Source organism: Collinsella sp. OM06-18AC, from assembly GCF_003438785.1.
Taxonomy (GTDB): domain Bacteria; phylum Actinomycetota; class Coriobacteriia; order Coriobacteriales; family Coriobacteriaceae; genus Collinsella.
In genome coordinates, this window is the sequence record NZ_QSTX01000013.1 from 1 (window position 1) to 18,781 (window position 18,781).

The window sequence follows — 18,781 nt, forward strand, 5'->3', positions numbered from 1 at the left end:
CTACCGGGAGTAGCATCGAAGGTTGACAAAACTATAGGAACACCCAACGACTACATAGCATGAGAGTGGATAATCTCCCGGTTTGAGTCTGCATTCAAGCTCAAAGTGGTGAGATTATCCACTCTCGTTTTTGTTCTACCTACATTTGTAGGAACAGTTCGTGGAGGCGGGTGTCTTCATCGAGTTCGGGGTGGAAGGTTACGCCGAGCTGGTTGCCCTGGCGGGCGGCGACGATGCGGCCATCGACCTCTGCCAAGGCCTTGGCGTCGCCGTGGACCTCGACGATGCGGGGCGCGCGGATAAATGTCAGCGGCACTTCACCGTCGATGCCGTCTACCTGTCCCTTGGTGCGAAAACTGCCGAGCTGTCTGCCATAGGCATTGCGCTCAACGAGCACATCCATGGTTGCCAAACGCGGCGTGCCCTTATCGTCATGAGCGGCAAGGTCGTGAGCCAGCAGAATCAGGCCGGCGCAGGTGCCCAGGACGGGCATGCCTTCAGCGATACGGGTACGAAGCTCCTCGAGCATGCCCAACTCATCAAGCAGTTTCCCTTGAACGGTAGACTCGCCGCCGGGAAGTACCAGACGGTCAAAGTTCTGCTTCAAATCAGCCGCCTGCCTCAGCTCAATACAGCGTGCGCCCAGCTCAGATAGCCTTGCCTCATGCTCGGCAAAAGCGCCTTGGACCGCCAGCACGGCAACCGTTTGGTGTGCATAATCGCTCATGTGCGATCCTTTCTGCTGGACTAGCGCCCGCGCTCCTCCATGATGATCTCGATCTCGTCGGCGTTGATGCCCACCATGGCCTCGCCCAGGTCCTCCGAAAGCTCGGCGATGAGCTTGGCGTCGGTGAAGTTTGCCACGGCCTTGACGATGGCGGCGGCGCGCTTGGCGGGGTCGCCGCTCTTAAAGATGCCCGAGCCAACAAAGACGCCCTCGGCGCCCAGCTGCATCATCAGCGCGGCGTCGGCGGGGGTCGCGACTCCGCCGGCGGCAAAGTTTACGACGGGGAGCTTGCCCGTGGCATGGACCTCGCGCACCAGCTCGACCGGAACCTGCAGCTGCTTGGCTGCCTCAAAGAGCTCGTCGTCGCGCAGGGCAACAACGTCGCGGATCTGCTTTTGGATCTTGCGCATGTGGCGCACGGCCTGGACGACGTCGCCCGTGCCCGGCTCGCCCTTGGTGCGAATCATCGTGGCGCCCTCGGCAACACGGCGCAGCGCCTCGCCCAGATCGCGGGCGCCGCAGACAAACGGCACGTCAAACTGGGTCTTGTCGATGTGGTAGACATCGTCGGCGGGGGAGAGAACCTCGGACTCGTCGATGTAATCGATCTCGATGGCCTGCAGGACCTGCGCCTCGACAATGTGGCCGATGCGGCACTTGGCCATAACGGGGATGGAGACGGCCTCCTGGATGCCCTTGATCATCTTGGGGTCGCTCATGCGCGAGACGCCGCCTGCGGCACGGATATCGGCCGGAATACGCTCGAGTGCCATGACGGCGCAGGCGCCCGCCTCCTCGGCGATGCGTGCCTGCTCGGGCGTGGTGACGTCCATGATGACGCCGCCCTTGAGCATCTGCGCGAGCTCGCGATTGAGTTTGACGCGATCGGCCTTGCTGGTCTGTTCTGCCATGGTTGCTCCCTTGGTTGGCATGTACATTGCTTGACGGAACATCCTATCGGGGAGCTGGGTATGGCGAAATACTCAGTTTTCGAGATAATAACAAGGTCAGACTAATACCAGATTGAATGATTCGATAAGGTCAGGTGATAGACCCATGCTTGACTACAATTTGGAAAATCGCGGCGAAGCATCGCTTTATGAGTATGTTTACCAGCAAATTCGCGATGATATTGTTGCCGGGCGCATTGCGGCAGGGGAGCATCTGCCGTCTAAGCGCGCCTTTGCGAGTCATCTGGGTATCAGTGTCATTACCATCGAGAATGCATATAGCCAGTTGCTTGCAGAGGGTTATATTTGCTCAATGCCGCGTCGTGGCTACTACGCGTGCGAGCTTCCGGATGCGCCGGTTTTGGCTTTGGCTGCGGGGGATATCGACCGAGATGCCGTCCCTGTTGGTCCCAGCGCGCATGATGCCATGGGGCAGGCAGAGCGATTCGACGCACTTTCTCCTTCCGCTTTGGAGGCGGCGCGGCTTTGGCAAAGTGCGCTACGGGCGACGCTGACGTCCGAAGACGAGCGTGAAATCTTTTCGCCCGCACCGGCGCAGGGCACCGCTCGACTGCGACATGCGATTGCGCACCATCTGTGCGGGACAAGGGGCATGAATGTCAATCCCGACAATATCGTTATCGGTGCGGGCGCCCAGCTGCTCGATACCATGTTGGTTCAGTTGCTTGGCGCGGACAAGGTGTATGCCGTCGAGGATCCAGGCTATTTGCGCTTGACGCGCATCTATCAGGCCATGGGTTGCGAAGTGCGGCATGTCCCGTTGGATGCTGAGGGCGTGGACTTGAGCGCTCTGCAGAAAACCGGGACCGATGTCCTTCACCTGATGCCGTCTCATCAGTATCCGACCGGTCTTGTGACGAGCATTGCACGTCGCTATGCGTTGCTGAGCTGGGCTGCCGAGCGGCCAGGTCGGTATCTCATCGAAGATGACTTTGATTGTGAGTTTCGCCTTGCCGGCAAGCCGATTCCCGCGCTCGCGTCGATCGATGCCGCCCAGTCGGTTATCTACACCAACACGTTTTCGAAGAGCCTTTCATCGGCGTTACGTTTGGCGTACATGGTGCTGCCCGATGAACTAATGGAGAGGTTTAAACGCAACCTTGGTTTCTACGCCTCGTCGGTAAGTTCTGTTGATCAGGTTGCCTTGGCGCGTTTGCTGGAATCGGGTGATTACGAGCGACATGTGAACCGCGTGCGCGTTCGTGCTCGTGGGGCGCGTGATGGCCTGGCGGCGCTTGTACGGAAAACGTTTCCGGCAGGGGAGGTTTCGATCGATCATGCAGACGCGGGCCTTTACTGCGTCGTGGCCGTGGAGCGTGACGCGGGCGGAAGCTCTTTTGCACGGGCCCTCACGCGCTCGAGCATCCCTTTTATCGATATCGGTGACTGTTTTTGGTGTGCCGATGGCGCATCTGTCCCTGAAAACTCAACTCAAATTCTTGTTCAGTATGACGATCTGAGTCCAAAAGTACTAACTACCTTGGAATTGCAGCTAATGGGGGCACTCTGCAACCTAAGTGAGTAGACTTTTAGCACTTTGGCGACCAGGCAGTTTTGTAACAAGCTATCTACCTGCGGTTTTGAAAAGCAGGATGACCGGCCTGCTCGGGATGTTCAAAAAAGTCTACTCACTTGCCGCGCAAAGCTCCTGCATGAGAAAAAAATGGGGTTTTCAACAGGGCTTCGTCCAGCTCTCGGCAAGCTTTTGGCCAGTTGGGGAGGGCTGTTGAAAACTTGGCAGTCCGTTCGGCGCCATTTTTGGTGCGTTCGCGCCAATGCGTGAGCGCCCGGGTTGAAATTCGTGTTTTCCTGTGCCTATGAAGGATCTACTTTGTGACATATCGGCTTTTAAGTACTGGCGCTTGCCCCCTCAGGCACGCGCTCTGTGTCCGCCGCTCCCGCGACCGGAAGAAGACCGGCGGCGATGCGAGCTCGCCCGTAACCCGACGGCTACGGTTGTGCTCGGCTTTCCGCTGTATACATTGGTTCGGACGAGAGGCAAGCGGACTTGCCCTGTCAGCATTAGGCAGCGGCTGTTCCTAGGCGAGTTCCCCAGGGAATCCGTGCTGGAAACGGAACATGGGTTTTTGGTTACGTCTCCTCTGCTGACGGCATTCATCATGTCGCGGCATCTGACGGATCTCCAGCTTCTTTTGGTGTTGGCGGAGATGTGCGGCTTGTTTACGGTTTGTGCCTTGCCAGCAGCACTCGAGGCAGAGCTTTCGCGTGCAATTGAGTCGGGCGCGATTCCGGCAACCTTGGGTTGGGCGCGCTGTCCGTCCGAGGACGGCGCCGCCTCAAATTTATGGAGGCGCGACGCTTTGGTTTTGGGCGAAGACCTTGACCGTTTTTGCTCAGATGTTTGTGGGATGCGTTACGGCAAGCGATTTGTCGCGGTATCGCATCTCGTTCCACTGGGTGCCGCATCGCCTTTTGAGGTTGAGACGTATTTGTTGCTTGGGTTGCCACGATCATTGGGAGGCGAAGGTTTTTGCGGCATAGAGCTCAATGTCGAAGTGGCGCTAAGCGCAAGTGCTCGGGCGATTGTAGGCAAGTCCCGCGTATACATTGACCTACTTCTGTCTTCGCCGGACGGAGAGCGACAGGTGGCCATTGAATGCCAAGGAAAGGGCTCACACGGGCGAGCCGGGGATGGCTTGCGCGACGCCGACCGCATGACGGCGCTTCAGGCCATGGGCTACGATGTATTTCTCCTGACACACGGACAGATATCCGATGAGGATAGATTCCACGCGATTGTTAAGGCCGTGTGCAGGTTGCTCGATGTTGAATATCGCGATAAAAGCTTGGAGGAGCAAGGGGCCGAGGCATTACTTCGGTCTGAGCTATTCGTTGACTGGTCAAAACTGGGAGAAATCGACAAAAAGATGCCCGTTAGACACAAAAAGGCCCGATCATGGACGGTTGCAAATCTAAGTGAGTAGACTTTTAGCATGATGGCGACCAGATTGTTTTGCGGCAAGCTATCTACCTGCGGTTTTATAAAGCAATACGGATGGTCTGCTTGACAAGTTCCCAAAAGGCTACTCACTTAGTTTTTGACGCGAAGCCGATGCCGAAGGTGGTCCTTTTTTGGGACGTTAACTGGTTCGCTAGACACGAAAAAGGCCCGGATCTTGCGGTCCGGGCCTTATCGAGCTAGAGATTATCTCTCAGGCGGTTGGCTTAACCAAAGTAGCGCTTGAGCAGACCGGCGAAAGCCTTGCCGTGGCGAGCCTCGTCGCGAGCCATCTCGTGCACGGTGTCGTGGATGGCATCGAGACCAGCGGCCTTGGCGCGCTTGGCAAGATCGGTCTTGCCGGCGGTGGCGCCATTCTCGGCCTCAACGCGCATCTCGAGGTTCTTCTTGGTGGAGTCGGTCACGACCTCGCCCAGGAGCTCAGCGAACTTGGCGGCATGCTCGGCCTCCTCGTGCGCAGCCTTCTCCCAGTACAGGCCGATCTCGGGATAGCCCTCGCGATGAGCGACGCGAGCCATGGCCAGGTACATACCGACCTCGGAGCACTCGCCCTCAAAGTTGGCGCGCAGGTCGGCAACGATATCCTCGGAGACGCCCTCCATCTTGGCGACGCCCACAACGTGCTCGGCAGCCCACTCGAGCTGGCCCTCCTCCTGCTTCAGGAAACGAGAACCGGGAACGCCGCACTGGGGGCACTTGAAATCCTCGGGCAGCTGGTCGCCGTCGAACTCTTCCACATAACCGCAAACGGGGCAAACAAACTTCATGATTCGATCCTTTCGATCGATGGCGATGGAGCGCTCGTCCGGTCCCGTAAGGGCCCTCTCCGGACGTGCGTCTTGACGAGTTCTATTATCCATAAATGCGACCGAATGTGAAGCCTATTAGGAATGATTTTTAATAAAATAATTTTGGGCATGTGAAGATGTTGATTGATTAACGATTGCCAGGCCGCTCGAGACCTCCGCTGAGTACAATCGGTCGAGCAAATGTTGACCTATCAACAAATGAAGGAGTTTCCTTTATGCATCTAGCCCGTCGTGCCTGGTGCCGAACATATCAGACGGTTTTTCGCATCGCATTGCCGATCCTGCCCTATACCGAGCCGCGCATTTTGGAGCATGCCGAGGACGTGCCCGCGGTGCTTCAAAAGCGCTCGATACAGCGGGTTCTTATCGTGACGGATCCCGGTATTGCCCGTCTGGGGCTCACGGCGCCGCTCGAGACGGCGCTCGCGTCCAAGGGAATTGGCGTTACGGTCTATGCCGAAACGCGTGCGAACCCCACGGTCTCAAACGTGGAGGAAGCGGCGTCCCTGTATCGCGAGAGCGCCTGTCAGGCCATTATCGGCTTTGGCGGCGGCTCGGCCATGGACTGTGCCAAGGGCGTGGGCGCACGCATCGCACAGCCAAACAAGCCCATCAACAAGATGCGCGGCCTGCTGCGCGTTCATCGTCGCCTGCCGCTGCTCATCGCCGTTCCCACCACGGCGGGCACGGGAAGCGAGGTCACGCTTGCAGCGGTAATTACCGACGACGAGACGCACTACAAGTATCCCATTAACGACTTTGTGCTGATCCCGCGCTTTGCGGTGCACGACCCCGAGTTTACACGTGGCCTGCCCGCCTCCATTACGGGGCAGACGGGTATGGATGCCCTGACGCATGCCGTCGAGGCCTTTATCGGCCGTAGCACCACGCCCTACACGCGCAAGATGGCGCGCCAGGCGGTGCAGCTCATCCACGACAATTTGCTCGAGGCCTATGAGCACGGGGAGAACATGCGTGCGCGCCGCAATATGCTTTCGGCGGCGTATAAGGCGGGTGTTGCCTTTACGCGCTCCTATGTTGGATATGTGCATGCCATCGCACACAGCTTGGGCGGGCGTTACGGGATTCCGCACGGCTTGGCCAACGCTATCATCCTGCCGCATATGCTTCGTGCCTATGGCGAAGCTGCTGCTCCTAAACTCGCCGATCTCGCCCGCATGGCCGGTATCGCGCCGGCTAACGCGCAGGACAGCCTGGCGGCCGAGGCCTTTATCGATTGGGTCGACCGCATGAACGCCGCCTTGGGCATACCCAAATATGTGACGGGCATTCGCCACTCCGACATTCCTGAGATGGCGGCGCATGCCGATGCCGAGGCCAATCCCCTGTACCCCGTTCCGCTTTTAATGGACCGTTTGGAGCTCGAGCATATGTACGAGGTCGTTGCGGGTGGTATGTTTGAAGACGAGAACTAGGAGGGCCCATGAACACCGAGGAAATTGCGCGCATCGTCGGCGATCAGCGCGCCTACTTTAAGACGCACGCCACGTTTGATGTCGATGCTCGACGTCGTGCGCTCGTGAGTTTACGCGATGCGGTGCGGGCCCACGAGGCCGATATTGCCCATGCGCTCAAGACCGATTTGGGTAAGTCACATGACGAGGCGTATATGTGCGAGATCGGCACCTCGCTTTCCGAGATTCGACATCAGATTGCGCATGTGGCCCGATGGAGCCGTGCCCACTTGCGCCCGTGCGACCTCGCCAATGCTATTAGTGTGTGCAAGACGCAGTCCGTGCCCTATGGCGTCACACTCATCATGGCTCCGTGGAACTACCCGTTTTTGCTGACGCTCGAGCCGCTCGCTGGCGCTCTTGCCGCGGGCAACACCGTGGTCATCAAGCCGAGTGCCTATGCTCCGGCATCGAGCGCAGTGCTCAAGCAAATCTGCGAAGAAGCGTTTGATTCGCGCCTGGTGGCAGTTGTCGAGGGCGGGCGCGCCGAGAACGAAGCGCTGCTCGATGAGTGCTGGGACAAGATCTTCTTTACCGGTAGCGTTCCGGTCGGCAAGCTCGTCATGGAGCGCGCAAGTAAAAACCTTACGCCTGTGACGCTTGAACTGGGCGGAAAGAGTCCCTGCATCGTGGATGCGACGGCAAACTTGAAGGTCGCGGCACGCCGTATCGCCTTTGGTAAATGGCTCAACGTGGGGCAGACTTGCGTGGCGCCCGACTACCTGCTGGTCGACACGCGCGTGCACGACGAGCTGCTGGGTCTCATCAAGGAAGAGGCCCGCCGTATGTTTGGCGAGCATCCGCTCGATAACGAGGATTACGGGCATATCGTCAACGCCAAGCATTTTGCGCGCGTGCGCGGGCTGATCGATCCCGATAAGGTCGTGCTTGGAGGCACGGCGCGCGAGTCGTCGCTCAAGATTGAGCCGACGATCCTAGACGGCGTGACCCCCGATGACGCCGTGATGCAGGAGGAGATCTTCGGTCCCATCTTGCCGGTGCTGACGTTTGAGAGCCTAGACGAGGCCGAGGCGTTCATCACGAATCGCCCGACGCCGCTGGCCCTGTATATCTTTAGCCAAGACCGTGAGGTTCAGCAGCGCTTTGTGCGTTACGTGCCCTTTGGTGGTGGCTGTGTTAATGACACCATTATGCATTTGGCCACGAGCCATATGGGCTTTGGCGGCATGGGGGCGAGCGGTATGGGACAGTACCATGGACGCGAGAGCTTCGATACGTTTAGCCACAAGAAGAGCATCGTGAACAAGGCAACGTGGCTGGACGTGCCGTTCCGCTATGCCCCTTACGCAAGCTGGAAGCACAAGTTCGTGCGCATGTTTGTGCATTAGAATCAGATGACATAGGGATAAACAAAGTGGCCGCCCCCGCGTAAGCGAAGACGGCCATTTCTCACGATGAAAACGTGTATCGGAGTTGGCAAGACCCGCTGCCACGGGTGCCATCCGTGTTCCCATCTTATCTGCAAGCGTTCCGTTGCGCAAGCGTTGCGGCAAACGATTGAAAGACGCAGACAGGATGAATTTGTGTCCGCACGGGCCCGTAGACTTCTCAACTACGTTGTGGATGCTCGCTAATCGGTAATGGAGGCGCACGTGTTTGATGACGATGACCTGTTCGATCTGACAGACGATCCGTTTGAGTGGGATATGCTACTCGATGACGATGAGTTGGAGCAGGACCGTAAGAAGCGGCAGGGCAAGAAGACGCGGGATGACGCTTCGAAAAAGCAGGACAAGCGTCGCCGAGGTCTGTTCGGCGGGCTCTTTGGGTGACTGTCTCATCGCCGCGTCTGTATACTAAACAGGTCTTATACGCGTTGCGAAATGAGGACAGAGACGATGATGTGGTTTACCGCCGACCTGCACCTGGGCGATACGAATATCTTGCACGACATGGATCGACCGTTTGATTCGGTCGAGGAGATGAACCGCAAGGTCATCGATGCCATCAATGAGTGCGTGGCTGTGGACGACCGCCTCTATATCTTGGGAGACTTTACCTATCGTTTGCCCCTGGCGGAGGCGGTGCGCCTGCGCGAGCGCATCGAATGTCAGAACGTAACGCTCATCCGCGGTAACCATGACGGCGACTGGGAAGATCCAGACGCGCCGCACATTTGGGATGAGGTGCGCGATTATCTGGAGGTCGCCCCCGGTTACGCGAAGGGCCATCGCCTGGTAATGAGCCATTACCCCATGCTCAGCTGGAACGGCAAGGCGCGTGGCGCCATCATGTTGCACGGGCATATCCACAGCAGGGGAGACCGCACCAACGCGCGCAACCGCGATCGCGAGCGCCCGGTTCTGCGCTACGACGTTGGCCTCGATGCCAACAACTACAAGCCCGTAAGCCGTGACCAAATCCTAGGCTTCTTTGGACTGTAGCTGTAAGTGCAGGTAGAATGAACGCGCCGCGCGGATGGTCTGTGCGGCGCGTTTCAGTAGGAGCGATGAATCCATGAGGGCTATCCAGCGCATTAACCATAACGCTGCCATCTGCGAAGACGGCGCGGGGCGTCAGCTTATCGCGCTGGGTCGCGGTATCGGCTTTGGCGATATGCCGCATGAGGTCGACCTGGATGTCATCACGCGTACCTTTTACGGCATTGATTCAAAGTACCTGGCGTTTATTGATGAGGTCGACCCCGAGGTGCTGGAGTTTTCTGCTCAGCTGGCTGATATCGCAACCGGACAGCTTTCGTACGAATTGAGCTCTAACCTCCCCATTACACTGGCGGACCATATCCAGTTTGCCATTAAGCGCGCCCGCGAACACATGGTGGTGTCGTTGCCGCTCGAGCGCGATCTGGAGCAGCTGCATCCCATCGAATACCGCTTGGGCGAGCTGGCTGTTCGCGGCATCCAGAAAAGCTTCCGTGTGCGTATGCCCCGAAGCGAGGCCGCGGGCATTGCCATGTCGATTGTCAACGCATCGGTTAAGCCGAGCGAGCGGCGCGTGCTTGCCGAGCAGCACGAGGAGCGACTGCTCGATATGACGGTCGCGATTATTCAAGAAGAGTTGGGTGTGACGGTCGATCGCTCGTCGTTCGCCTTTGCCCGCTTTGCCACTCATGTGCGCTATCTGCTCGACCGCGTGGCAAAGAAAGAGCCGATCGATACCGAGAACTCCGGTCTTTACGACGTGCTCGTGGAGCAGTATCCGGCGGCATCGCGTTGCGCTCACCGTGTCGACGATCTGATTCAAGAGACCTTTGGCGAGCCATTGGCCCAAGAGGAGCTCGTCTATCTGATCATGCATGTGAATCGCGTGGCTTCTGTCCACTCGGATAAATAGGCTCTCTGGTATTTCCTTTCCGTCATGGCGACCGTTCGCGGGTCGTTTGCTACCGTTCGTCGGTAATCTGAGCCGCAACGAACGCATCTGCCGCATATACTCGCCGTGTGTTGGGTGTTACTCACGGCGCAGCTCCGAGAGGCACTACCGATTCTGCCGAGACCATAATTGGGTCTCTGTCGGTTGTGCGCGGGGCTTTTTTCATGTCGATCCACCCGGGAATCACATGCAAATCAATCTCTTGCCAACTGGTATCGCGCGCTGCGCAGGCGCGAGCGGAATCGTGCGTCTTGGTGCCGTGAAGTCCCACGGCCTTTAGTTGGAAGAGAAGGGATTCGACATGGCTGTCGATAACAAGAAGATTGCCGAGGACGTGCTCGCTGCCGTCGGCGGCGCCTCCAATGTGACGAACGCGACGCACTGCATGACCCGCTTGCGTCTGAACCTCAAAGATCAGTCCATTCCCAATGATAATGAAGTTAAGAAGATCAAGGGTGTGCTGGGCGCACAGTGGTCTGGCGGCCAGTATCAGGTCATCATTGGCCAGAACGTGCCGAAGGTCTATGACGCCGCCATTGCGCTGGGCGTCAAGGGCGAAGGCTCCATTGACGAGAACCTCGATGACGGCACCAAGGAGCCACTGACGGTCAAGACTGCGGGCAAGAAGGCCCTTAACTACCTGTCCAAGACAATGTGCATGACGATCCCCATTATCATGGGCGCCGCCATGTTCCGCACACTTGCCGTACTTTGCGGCGACGGCATGCTCGGTATCTGGTCTGCCGATTCTGACATCTACAACTTCTTCTACAACTGGATTTACAACGCCGGCTATTATTTCCTCCCTGTCTATCTGGGTTGGGCTGCCGCAAAGCAGCTCGGCTGCAGCCAGCCGCTCGGCATGATGCTCGGCGGCGTGCTCATTGCCCCCGAGTTCATGACGTTGGTCAACGCCGCTGCGGATTCTGGTGCTACGACCACGATGGTTTACGGCGTGCTCCCGGCTCAGCTGAACAACTATTCTGCGACCGTGCTCCCCATGCTGCTGTCTATGCCGGTGCTGATGGTCGTCGAGAAGTTCATGAAGAAGATCATCCCCGACATGCTCTCCACGGTGTTTGTGCCCGTGTGCACCATGGCTGTGATGACCCCCGTTTCCCTGTGCGCCCTAGCTCCGATTGGTTCCATTCTGGGCGACCTGGTCGGCAACTTTATGTTCGGCCTCGGAAACGCTGGCGGCATCGTCACAATCCTCTCCCTCGTCGCCATTGCCGCGCTTTGGGAGTTCCTGGTTATGACCGGTATGCACCAGGTTCTGATTGCCCTCGGCATTGTGCAGGTGCTCACCTCAGGGTCTGACTCCTGCGTTATGGTCGCGGGTGCTATCGCTCAGTTCGCCACGTGGGGCATGGCCTTCGGTGCCTTCCTGCGCCTTAAGGAGGTCGACGAAAAGGGCGCTATGCTTGGTTTCTCGCTCTCCGGCATTGTCGGTGGCGTGACGGAGCCCGCGCTGTATGGCTGCGGCTTTAAGTATACTCGCTGCCTGGGTGCCATGGTCGCGGGCGGCGCTATCGGCGGCCTGATCGCGGCTCTCACTAATGTGACCACGTATGTTTTGGGCGCAACTAATATCCTTGGTATTACAGGTTATGTTGCAGGCGGAACTGCTAATCTCGTATGGGGCTGCGTTGCATCGGGCACTGCATTTGTTGCCGCCGCTGCCATCGCCTACTTCTTTGGCTTTACCAAGGAGCAGCTCGACGAAGACGCTGCTGCCGCCAAAGCCTAAAGCATCCGTTCGGTAGGACAATTATCTGGGGCACTTGGCTGCGCTTCAAGTGTCCCTTTCCGTAGATGGGGGTCAATATGAAGCAATTGCTCATTCGTGCCGATGATATCGGTTATTCGTATGCCGTTAACCTGGGGATTGCCCGCAGTATCAATGAGGGCCTGGTGCGCTCGGCGGGACTTATGCCCAATATGCCCGAGGCCGAGCGTGGCTGGTCGCTCGTGGCGGATGCCGGCATTGCGGTGGGTCAGCATACCAACGTGTGCCTGGGCAAGCCGTGTGCCGACCCGGCGCTCATTCCGAGCATGCTCAACGAGAATGATGAGTTCCATAGCAGCCGTACCTTCCGCGATCATTTTAAGCGCGGCGAGGAGTTGATAGACTTCGACGAGGCCTGCATCGAGATCCGCGCGCAGCATGACCGCTTTGTCGAGATCGTGGGCCGCGAGCCCGATTACTTTGAGGCCCATGCCGTCATGAGCAAAAACCTTAACCGAGCGATCTCGGCGGTTGCTCAGGAGCTGGGCCTTAAGGAGCAAAAGGCGAGCTTCGACCCCGCGGCTGTGGTGCATTGCGGAGATACTGATCTGCGCATGGTGATGCGCTCGATGGAGCCGGGCTACGAGCCCAAAGAGGCAATCATGCAGACGGTTCGCGGGATGGTGGACGGCGAGACGGTCGTCTTTGTGTGCCATCCGGGTTATCTCGATCGTTTTATCCTGGAGAACAGCTCGCTCACGACCGATCGTACCAAGGAAGTCGATGCACTGATCGACCCCGAGCTTCGCGCTTGGCTCGAGTCTCAATCCGATCTTCGCCTGATCGACTACCGCGACCTGTAAGGACCCAAGTCACCACAAAGGGGACAGTCGCCTTTGTGGTGGTTCTGGCGCCGTTGCCATTATGGCAGCGGCGCCTTTTTTGTCCGTGCGGCGCGGTAGAGTGTAGGCGGTTGAAATTTGCGTCCATCGAGGAGCTGCCATGAACGAGATCAAGTGCCCGCATTGCGGTGAAGTTTTTAAGGTTGATGCGTCCGGTTATGCGGATATCGTCAAGCAGGTGCGCGACGCCGAGTTCTCGCGCGACCTGGACGAGCGCGTGAAGGCTGTTCAGCGCGAGGGCGAGCAGGCGCTGGAGCTTGAGCGCTCGCGCTCGACGGCTGCTTTGCAAAAGGCGGAGTCTCAGCGCGACGCTCAGCTTGTCGAGCAGAAGAACGCTGCAGCCCAGCAGCTGGCGCAAGAACTCGCCAAGCGCGATGCGGAGCTTGCCGAGCTGCACGCCAAACTCGAGGGCGCTGCCGCGGAGCGCGAGAGCGCAAGCCAGCGCGCGGCGGTTGAGGCCCGTGCCGACGCTCAAAAGGAGAACGCCGAGCTCCAGCGCGAAATCGACAACTTGCGTGCGCAGCTGGGGCGCAAGGATGACGAAGCCAAGCTTGCCGAGTCGGCGGCGCGCAATGCTGCTCAAAACGATGTAGCTGCACGAGATGCCCAGATTGCCGAGTTGCAGGCCAAGCTTGCCGCGGCGGACAAGGCCCAGGAGATGGCGCTTGCCGCTGCCGCGGCCGAGTCTCAGCGTGAGCTCGATGCCGCTCGCAGCGAGGCCGAACGCACACTCACAGACTACCGCGCGAAGGTGCAGGAGAAGCTTTCCGCCGCAAAGGCTCGGTCTGAGCAGGAGGCCGAGGGCCTGCGTGCCCAGCTGCGCGAGCAGGAACTGATGGCAAAAATGAACCTGTCAGAGGCGGTCGCCGCGGCGGAGCGAGAGCGCGATGAGGCGCGTGCCAAACTGACGAGCGAGCTGGCGGTGCGCGATTCTCGTGAGGAGCAAGCCAAGGCGGCACACGAGCTCGAGCTTGCGCAGGCCAAGCGCGCGAGCGATGACCTGATTCGCTACAAGGATGAAGAGATTGAGCGCCTTAAGGACATGAAGGTCCGCCTGTCCACCAAGATGGTGGGCGAGTCGCTCGAGCAGCACTGCGAGACTGAGTTCAACCGTCTGCGCATGACGGCGTTTCCCAACGCGTACTTCGAGAAAGATAATGATGCGTCCGAGGGTACCAAGGGCGACTTTATCTTCCGCGAGTGTGACGAGAGCGGCAACGAGATCATTTCGATCATGTTCGAGATGAAAAACGAGAACGACGAGACCGCGACCAAACACAAGAACGAGGATTTCTTTAAGAAACTCGATCACGATCGCCGCCAGAAAGGCTGCGAGTATGCGGTGCTCTGCACCCTGCTGGAGCCCGAGAGTGACCTCTATAACGCGGGTATCGTCGACGTGAGTTACCGCTATGAGAAGATGTACGTGATCCGCCCGCAGTTCTTCATCCCCATGATTACGCTCCTTCGCAACGCCGCTATGGGTTCGCTTCGCTATAAGCAGGAACTGGCGGAGTACAAACAGCAGAATATCGATGTCACGAACTTCGAAGCCAAGATGGAGAAGTTCAAGGATGGCTTCTCGCGCAACTACAACCTGGCGAGCAAGCAATTCGAGTCGGCAATCAAGGAGATCGATGCCGCCATTAAGCAGCTCGAGAAGACCAAGGACGACTTGCGCCGCAGCACCGAGAACCTACGCTTGGCCCACAACAAGGCCGATGAGCTTACCATTCGCAAGCTCACATGGGGCAACAAGACCATGAAGGCAGCGTTTGACGAGGCACGCGAGGCTGCGCCAGAGACAAACGAGGAGCCAGCCGAGGCGGATTCGTATGAGGTCGAGGATGCCGAGTAAGGCATAGCGGATAGTGAAAAAGCGGGGCTGCTGGCGATGTTGCCAACAGCCCCGCTTCGTTTCGTCCCAATATGCTTGGCTAATCCTCGAGCAAATCCTCGATAAAACCGACGCGGTAGTTCTTGAAGATGACCTCGCCACCGTCTTGCGTGGCGTCCAGATCGACATCGCCCATGATGCCAAAGTCGTGGTCGCCGTCCTCGTCGGCAAAAATCTGGTGCACGTGCCACACGTGGAGCGCCTTCTCGTCGGACTCGTCGATCGAGAACATAGCAGAGGAGCGCGCGTCGCCGTCGGTGAGAATCTCCTCGTGCTGCTCGTGGTAAGCGTCGAGTGCTTTTTGCCAGCGGATCTCGCTCATGCCCCAGTCGTCGTCGAGTTCGCCCAGGTCGCGCACATGCTCGCGGGCGGCAAGAGTCACGCGGCGGAAGAGCGCGTTGCGCACCAACAGCGTGCAGCCGCGACGATCCGCCACGACCTCGTCGATGCCCTGCGGCGGCGCGGCGTCGAGGGCTGCCGGGTTGCCGGCGTTCTCCCACTCGTCCACCAGGCTCGAGTCGACCGAGCGCACCACAAAGCCCAGCCACGAGATAATGTCGCGCAGGCGCTCGTCGCGCTTCTCGATGGGTACGGTGCGGTCGAGCGAACGGTAAGCCTCTGCCAGGTAGCGCAGCAAAATGCCCTCGGAGCGGGCGATGCCGAGCTTTTGAATGTAGCCCTTAAAATCGCTCGCGCTTTCCAGCATATCGCGCAGGACGCTCTTGGGAGAGAGCTGGTAGTCGTTTGCCCAGGGTACTTCCTGGCAGTACTTGTCAAAAGCGGCGTCGAGCAAATCCTCGAGCGGCTTTTCGTACGTGACGTCTTGAATGCGCTCCAGACGCTCCTCATACTCGATGCCGTCGGCCTTCATCTCGGCCATAGCTCGATCGCGTGCGGCACGCTCCTGCGCACGCAGCACTTGCTTGGGATCTTCGAGCGTCGCCTCGACCATTGAGATTAAATCCATGGTATAGGTCTCGCTCTCGGGATCGAGCAGCTCCAACGCGGCGAGCAAGAACGGCGAGAGCGGCTGATCGAGCGCAAAGTCCTCGGGCAGGTCGACCGTCAGCGCGTAGTCGATGTCCGGCGCGGCGTCAGCCGGAGCGTCGGGTGCGGGCGGCACCTCGGTGCGAACGACGACACCGGAATCGATGAGCGTGGCGAAGATTTCGTCGGCGCGAACCTCGAGCTTTGCCTTTTCCTCGGGCGTTTGCAGGCTCGTCTCGATGAGGTCGTGCACGCGGGCACGGGCGTCGCCGCCCTGTTCGACCACGCTAATCACCATGGAGTGTGTGATGCGAAGGCGCGGCTTGAGCGTTTCGGGCTGCGTCTCGATCAGGCGCTCAAAGGTCTGCTTGTTCCAGGTGACAAAGCCCTCGGGGGCCTTCTTCTTTTTAATCTTGCGGAGCTTCTTGGGGTCGTCGCCCGCCTTGGCCATGAGCTTGGCATTCTCGATCTCGTGCTCGGGTGCCTCGGCAATCACCATGCCCTCGGTATCGAAGCCCGAGCGGCCGGCGCGACCGGCAATCTGATGAAACTCGCGGGCGCGCAGACGACGCATCTTGTAGCCGTCGAACTTGGTGAGCGCGGTGAGCACCACGGTATGGATGGGCACGTTGATGCCGACGCCGAGCGTATCGGTGCCGCAGATGACGGGCAACAGGCCCTGTTGTGCCAAGCGCTCGACCAGCAGACGATAGCGCGGCAACATGCCAGCATGGTGCACGCCGACGCCGCATCCGAGCAAGCGCTTAAGAATCTTGCCAAAGGCCGTCGAGAAGCTCGTGCCCTTGGCCGCCTCCTTGATGGCCTCGCGCTGCTCCTTGCTGGCAATACCAAAGTTGGCGAGGGATTGCGCCGTCGCAAGTGCGGCGTCCTGGCTAAAGTGCACGATGTAGAGCGGGGCCTCGCCGCGGCGCATTGCGAGCTCGACGGTGCCCTCGAGCGAGGTCGTCACGTAGTCGTAGCTCAGCGGCACGGGGCGTGGGGCATCGACGACCAAGTCGCAGGTAGCGCCGGTGTGCTCCTCGAGTGAGGCGGCGATCGCGGTGACATCGCCGAGCGTGGCGCTCATGAGCATGAATTGCGTGTGGGGCAGGGTGAGCAGCGGTACCTGCCAAGCCCAGCCGCGATCGGGGTCGGCAAAGTAGTGGAACTCGTCCATGGCCACGCAGCCCACGTCGGCATCCTCGCCCTCGCGCAGCGCATCGTTGGCAAGGATTTCGGCCGTGCAGCAGATGACGGGCGCTTTGGTATTGATATGCGTGTCGCCGGTGATCATACCGACGTTATCGCGGCCGAGCACCTGTACCAGGTCGAAGAACTTTTCGCTGACCAAGGCCTTGATGGGGGCCGTGTAATAGCAGCGCTTGCCCTGCGCCATGCCCATAAAGAGCATGCCCAGCGCGACGAGCGATTTGCCCGAGCCGGTCGGTGTGCCCAAAATGACGTGATCGCCGGCAGCCAGGTCCATGAGGGCCTCTTCTTGGTGATCCCACAGCTCGATGCCGCGGTCGCTCGTCCATTCAAAGAAGCGTTCGAAGGCCTGATCGGCCGTGAGCCACGGTTCGGGCTCACTGCCGTCTTCGGGCTCCCACCAGGTGGGGGAGAGCGCGCCGAGCGAGCCGAACTCGGCCTCGGTTCCCGTGCCGCCCGAGAATGAGCTGGCGGCGCCGGCGCCCGAGACGGTGCTGGCGGCGGTATCTGTCGTGGTCTGTGCCATGTGTGGTTGCTTTCTCTCGCGATTGTCCGCCAACTATTATGGCGTAGCGGCGGCGCGGGGTGCCAGCGCGCGAGAAAATGCAGGAAATGGGCGTTCTGCCCAGCCGTTTGGTGCAGTCGCCAGCTAAGTGAGTAGACTTTTTGCGATATCGCGAGCACATGGTTTTTACGCAAGGTCTCTACCTGCGGTTTTAGTTTTTGCCATACGGGTTGTGCTCGGCTGTTGTCAAAAAGTCTACTCACTTAGGTTTGAGGGCCGTTCGTCGGCGCCTATTTGCGCTTGGTTGTCAACGCCGCGGCCATCAAAAGCCCTAGGACTCCTGCGGCAGGCGCTTTTTGCCTTTACGGGCGCGGTTTTTAAAGTTCTCGACGGCTTCTTCCATGCCCAGAGGCACATAGGTGAGCTCATCGAGGTTATCGGGCAGGTAGCAGGCAAGACTTTGCTCCTGCATGTGACCCGCCGTGAGCGCATCGTCACTGGGATGTGCGCCGGGTGTGGCGCAAATGCCATAGACGACGGCACCCATCTCGCGCGTGCGGCGCTCGTATTCGGTCTCGGGGTGCTCGGGATGGTCGCGGCGGACGTCGTCGCTTACCCAAAGCGTGTCATAGCCGGCCGCAGCAAACTGCCCCAAGGCGTAGTCGCGCAATGGCCTACTGTCGGTGCGCAGCGTGACGGTGGCGCCGGCTGCAAAGAGCGGACGGTACAGCATTAGGTGGTCGACATGGACGAGTCGCTTTTTGGCGTACTTGGCCTTGGGCTGCGGCGTGGGAAAGTTGATGGTGATGGCATCGAGCTCGCCTGCGGCAAATAGCTGCGGCAGCGATGCGGCACCTCGGGGCAGGACGAGTGCGTTGGACAGCCCCTGCTCGCAGATTTTCTGTGCGGCATAGGCGATGCAGATGGGCTCCTGGTCCATACCGATAAAGAGCGTGTCGGGCTCACGGCGAGCTTGCTCAACCAGATAGGTGCCTTTGCCGCAGCCCAGATCCAGATGAAGGCGGGTGAAGGGTGCGCCGCCGGCTGGCGCGCAGGCTTCGCGCCAATTCCCGGCATAAGGCTCGGGGTTCGTCTCAATCGCATTGGCGTTGCGCTCCAGGCGCTCCTCGAGCACAAAGTTCTTAGGGGTGCGAACGTGGACGGCTCCCATGAGGCTCCTTGGTCATACGTATGGAACACAATGCAGGCGCGTTCCGTCAATGGGTTGGAAAAAGA

The 18,781-nt window shown here is 59.2% G+C and carries 15 protein-coding genes; 10 read left to right on the forward strand and 5 right to left on the reverse strand.

What is annotated here, in order from left to right; genetic code table 11:
* Positions 1-139 precede the first annotated feature (139 nt).
* Both pdxT and pdxS read right to left on the reverse strand, forming a co-directional pair.
* Entirely contained in the window at positions 140-727 is a 588-nt protein-coding gene (pdxT, locus tag DXB86_RS08205; protein ID WP_117736778.1) for a pyridoxal 5'-phosphate synthase glutaminase subunit PdxT, read from the reverse strand.
* Between the two features lie 20 nt (positions 728-747).
* On the reverse strand, positions 748-1,638 hold the full coding sequence (gene pdxS / locus DXB86_RS08210; RefSeq protein WP_022094325.1) for a pyridoxal 5'-phosphate synthase lyase subunit PdxS: 891 nt from the start codon (positions 1,636-1,638) through the stop codon (positions 748-750).
* 145 nt (positions 1,639-1,783) lie between these two features.
* Here pdxS and DXB86_RS08215 point away from each other — a divergent pair, with 145 nt between their 5' ends.
* Together DXB86_RS08215 and DXB86_RS08220 are read left to right on the forward strand one after the other, a co-directional pair.
* On the forward strand, positions 1,784-3,223 hold the full coding sequence (locus DXB86_RS08215; protein WP_117736779.1) for a PLP-dependent aminotransferase family protein: 1,440 nt from the start codon (positions 1,784-1,786) through the stop codon (positions 3,221-3,223).
* A gap of 538 nt (positions 3,224-3,761) precedes the next feature.
* Positions 3,762-4,643, forward strand: coding sequence for a hypothetical protein (locus tag DXB86_RS08220; protein ID WP_117736780.1), 882 nt, complete (start codon positions 3,762-3,764; stop codon positions 4,641-4,643).
* A gap of 241 nt (positions 4,644-4,884) precedes the next feature.
* Here DXB86_RS08220 and DXB86_RS08225 read toward each other — a convergent pair whose 3' ends face one another.
* Positions 4,885-5,448 (reverse strand): ferritin family protein, encoded by a 564-nt coding sequence (locus DXB86_RS08225; protein WP_070097113.1) that lies wholly within the window; start codon positions 5,446-5,448, stop codon positions 4,885-4,887.
* 254 nt (positions 5,449-5,702) lie between these two features.
* On the opposite strand from DXB86_RS08225, the gene DXB86_RS08230 reads away from it, so the two are divergent.
* The 8 genes from DXB86_RS08230 (at position 5,703) to DXB86_RS08265 (ending at position 14,805) form a co-directional block, all read left to right on the forward strand.
* Complete coding sequence (locus DXB86_RS08230; RefSeq protein WP_117736781.1) at positions 5,703-6,923, forward strand: iron-containing alcohol dehydrogenase; 1,221 nt, start codon at positions 5,703-5,705, stop codon at positions 6,921-6,923.
* Between the two features lie 8 nt (positions 6,924-6,931).
* Positions 6,932-8,311: an aldehyde dehydrogenase gene (locus DXB86_RS08235; protein WP_117736782.1), complete on the forward strand. Its 1,380-nt coding sequence runs from the start codon at positions 6,932-6,934 to the stop codon at positions 8,309-8,311.
* A 264-nt stretch (positions 8,312-8,575) separates the two neighbouring features.
* A complete protein-coding gene (locus DXB86_RS08240; protein WP_117563521.1) occupies positions 8,576-8,755 on the forward strand; it encodes a hypothetical protein in 180 nt (59 codons plus the stop codon).
* Positions 8,756-8,821: 66 nt separating this feature from the next.
* Positions 8,822-9,367: a metallophosphoesterase gene (locus DXB86_RS08245; protein ID WP_231500841.1), complete on the forward strand. Its 546-nt coding sequence runs from the start codon at positions 8,822-8,824 to the stop codon at positions 9,365-9,367.
* Positions 9,368-9,440: 73 nt separating this feature from the next.
* A complete protein-coding gene (locus DXB86_RS08250) occupies positions 9,441-10,277 on the forward strand; it encodes a PRD domain-containing protein (protein WP_158555305.1) in 837 nt (278 codons plus the stop codon).
* A 340-nt stretch (positions 10,278-10,617) separates the two neighbouring features.
* Positions 10,618-12,066 carry a PTS transporter subunit EIIC gene (locus DXB86_RS08255; RefSeq protein WP_117563518.1) on the forward strand — a complete coding sequence of 483 codons (1,449 nt, stop codon included), beginning with the start codon at positions 10,618-10,620 and terminating at the stop codon, positions 12,064-12,066.
* A gap of 77 nt (positions 12,067-12,143) precedes the next feature.
* Positions 12,144-12,908 (forward strand): ChbG/HpnK family deacetylase, encoded by a 765-nt coding sequence (locus DXB86_RS08260; protein WP_117563517.1) that lies wholly within the window; start codon positions 12,144-12,146, stop codon positions 12,906-12,908.
* 139 nt (positions 12,909-13,047) lie between these two features.
* Positions 13,048-14,805, forward strand: coding sequence for a DUF2130 domain-containing protein (locus DXB86_RS08265; RefSeq protein ID WP_117736784.1), 1,758 nt, complete (start codon positions 13,048-13,050; stop codon positions 14,803-14,805).
* Between the two features lie 79 nt (positions 14,806-14,884).
* Here the strand turns inward: DXB86_RS08265 and DXB86_RS08270 are convergent, their stop codons facing one another.
* On the reverse strand, positions 14,885-17,566 hold the full coding sequence (locus DXB86_RS08270) for an RNA helicase (protein ID WP_117736785.1): 2,682 nt from the start codon (positions 17,564-17,566) through the stop codon (positions 14,885-14,887).
* 310 nt (positions 17,567-17,876) lie between these two features.
* A complete protein-coding gene (locus DXB86_RS08275) occupies positions 17,877-18,716 on the reverse strand; it encodes a tRNA (guanosine(46)-N(7))-methyltransferase TrmB (RefSeq protein ID WP_117736786.1) in 840 nt (279 codons plus the stop codon).
* Positions 18,717-18,781: the final 65 nt, after the last annotated feature.

What these genes read in the sequence shown, in the direction of transcription:
- pdxT (WP_117736778.1), bottom strand. Translation starts at nt 727, where the DNA reads ATGAGCGATTATGCACACCAAACGGTTGCCGTGCTGGCGGTCCAAGGC.
- pdxS (WP_022094325.1), bottom strand. Translation starts at nt 1,638, where the DNA reads ATGGCAGAACAGACCAGCAAGGCCGATCGCGTCAAACTCAATCGCGAG.
- DXB86_RS08215 (WP_117736779.1), top strand. Translation starts at nt 1,784, where the DNA reads ATGCTTGACTACAATTTGGAAAATCGCGGCGAAGCATCGCTTTATGAG.
- DXB86_RS08230 (WP_117736781.1), top strand. Translation starts at nt 5,703, where the DNA reads ATGCATCTAGCCCGTCGTGCCTGGTGCCGAACATATCAGACGGTTTTT.
- DXB86_RS08235 (WP_117736782.1), top strand. Translation starts at nt 6,932, where the DNA reads ATGAACACCGAGGAAATTGCGCGCATCGTCGGCGATCAGCGCGCCTAC.
- DXB86_RS08245 (WP_231500841.1), top strand. Translation starts at nt 8,822, where the DNA reads ATGATGTGGTTTACCGCCGACCTGCACCTGGGCGATACGAATATCTTG.
- DXB86_RS08250 (WP_158555305.1), top strand. Translation starts at nt 9,441, where the DNA reads ATGAGGGCTATCCAGCGCATTAACCATAACGCTGCCATCTGCGAAGAC.
- DXB86_RS08255 (WP_117563518.1), top strand. Translation starts at nt 10,618, where the DNA reads ATGGCTGTCGATAACAAGAAGATTGCCGAGGACGTGCTCGCTGCCGTC.
- DXB86_RS08260 (WP_117563517.1), top strand. Translation starts at nt 12,144, where the DNA reads ATGAAGCAATTGCTCATTCGTGCCGATGATATCGGTTATTCGTATGCC.
- DXB86_RS08265 (WP_117736784.1), top strand. Translation starts at nt 13,048, where the DNA reads ATGAACGAGATCAAGTGCCCGCATTGCGGTGAAGTTTTTAAGGTTGAT.
- DXB86_RS08270 (WP_117736785.1), bottom strand. Translation starts at nt 17,566, where the DNA reads ATGGCACAGACCACGACAGATACCGCCGCCAGCACCGTCTCGGGCGCC.
- DXB86_RS08275 (WP_117736786.1), bottom strand. Translation starts at nt 18,716, where the DNA reads ATGGGAGCCGTCCACGTTCGCACCCCTAAGAACTTTGTGCTCGAGGAG.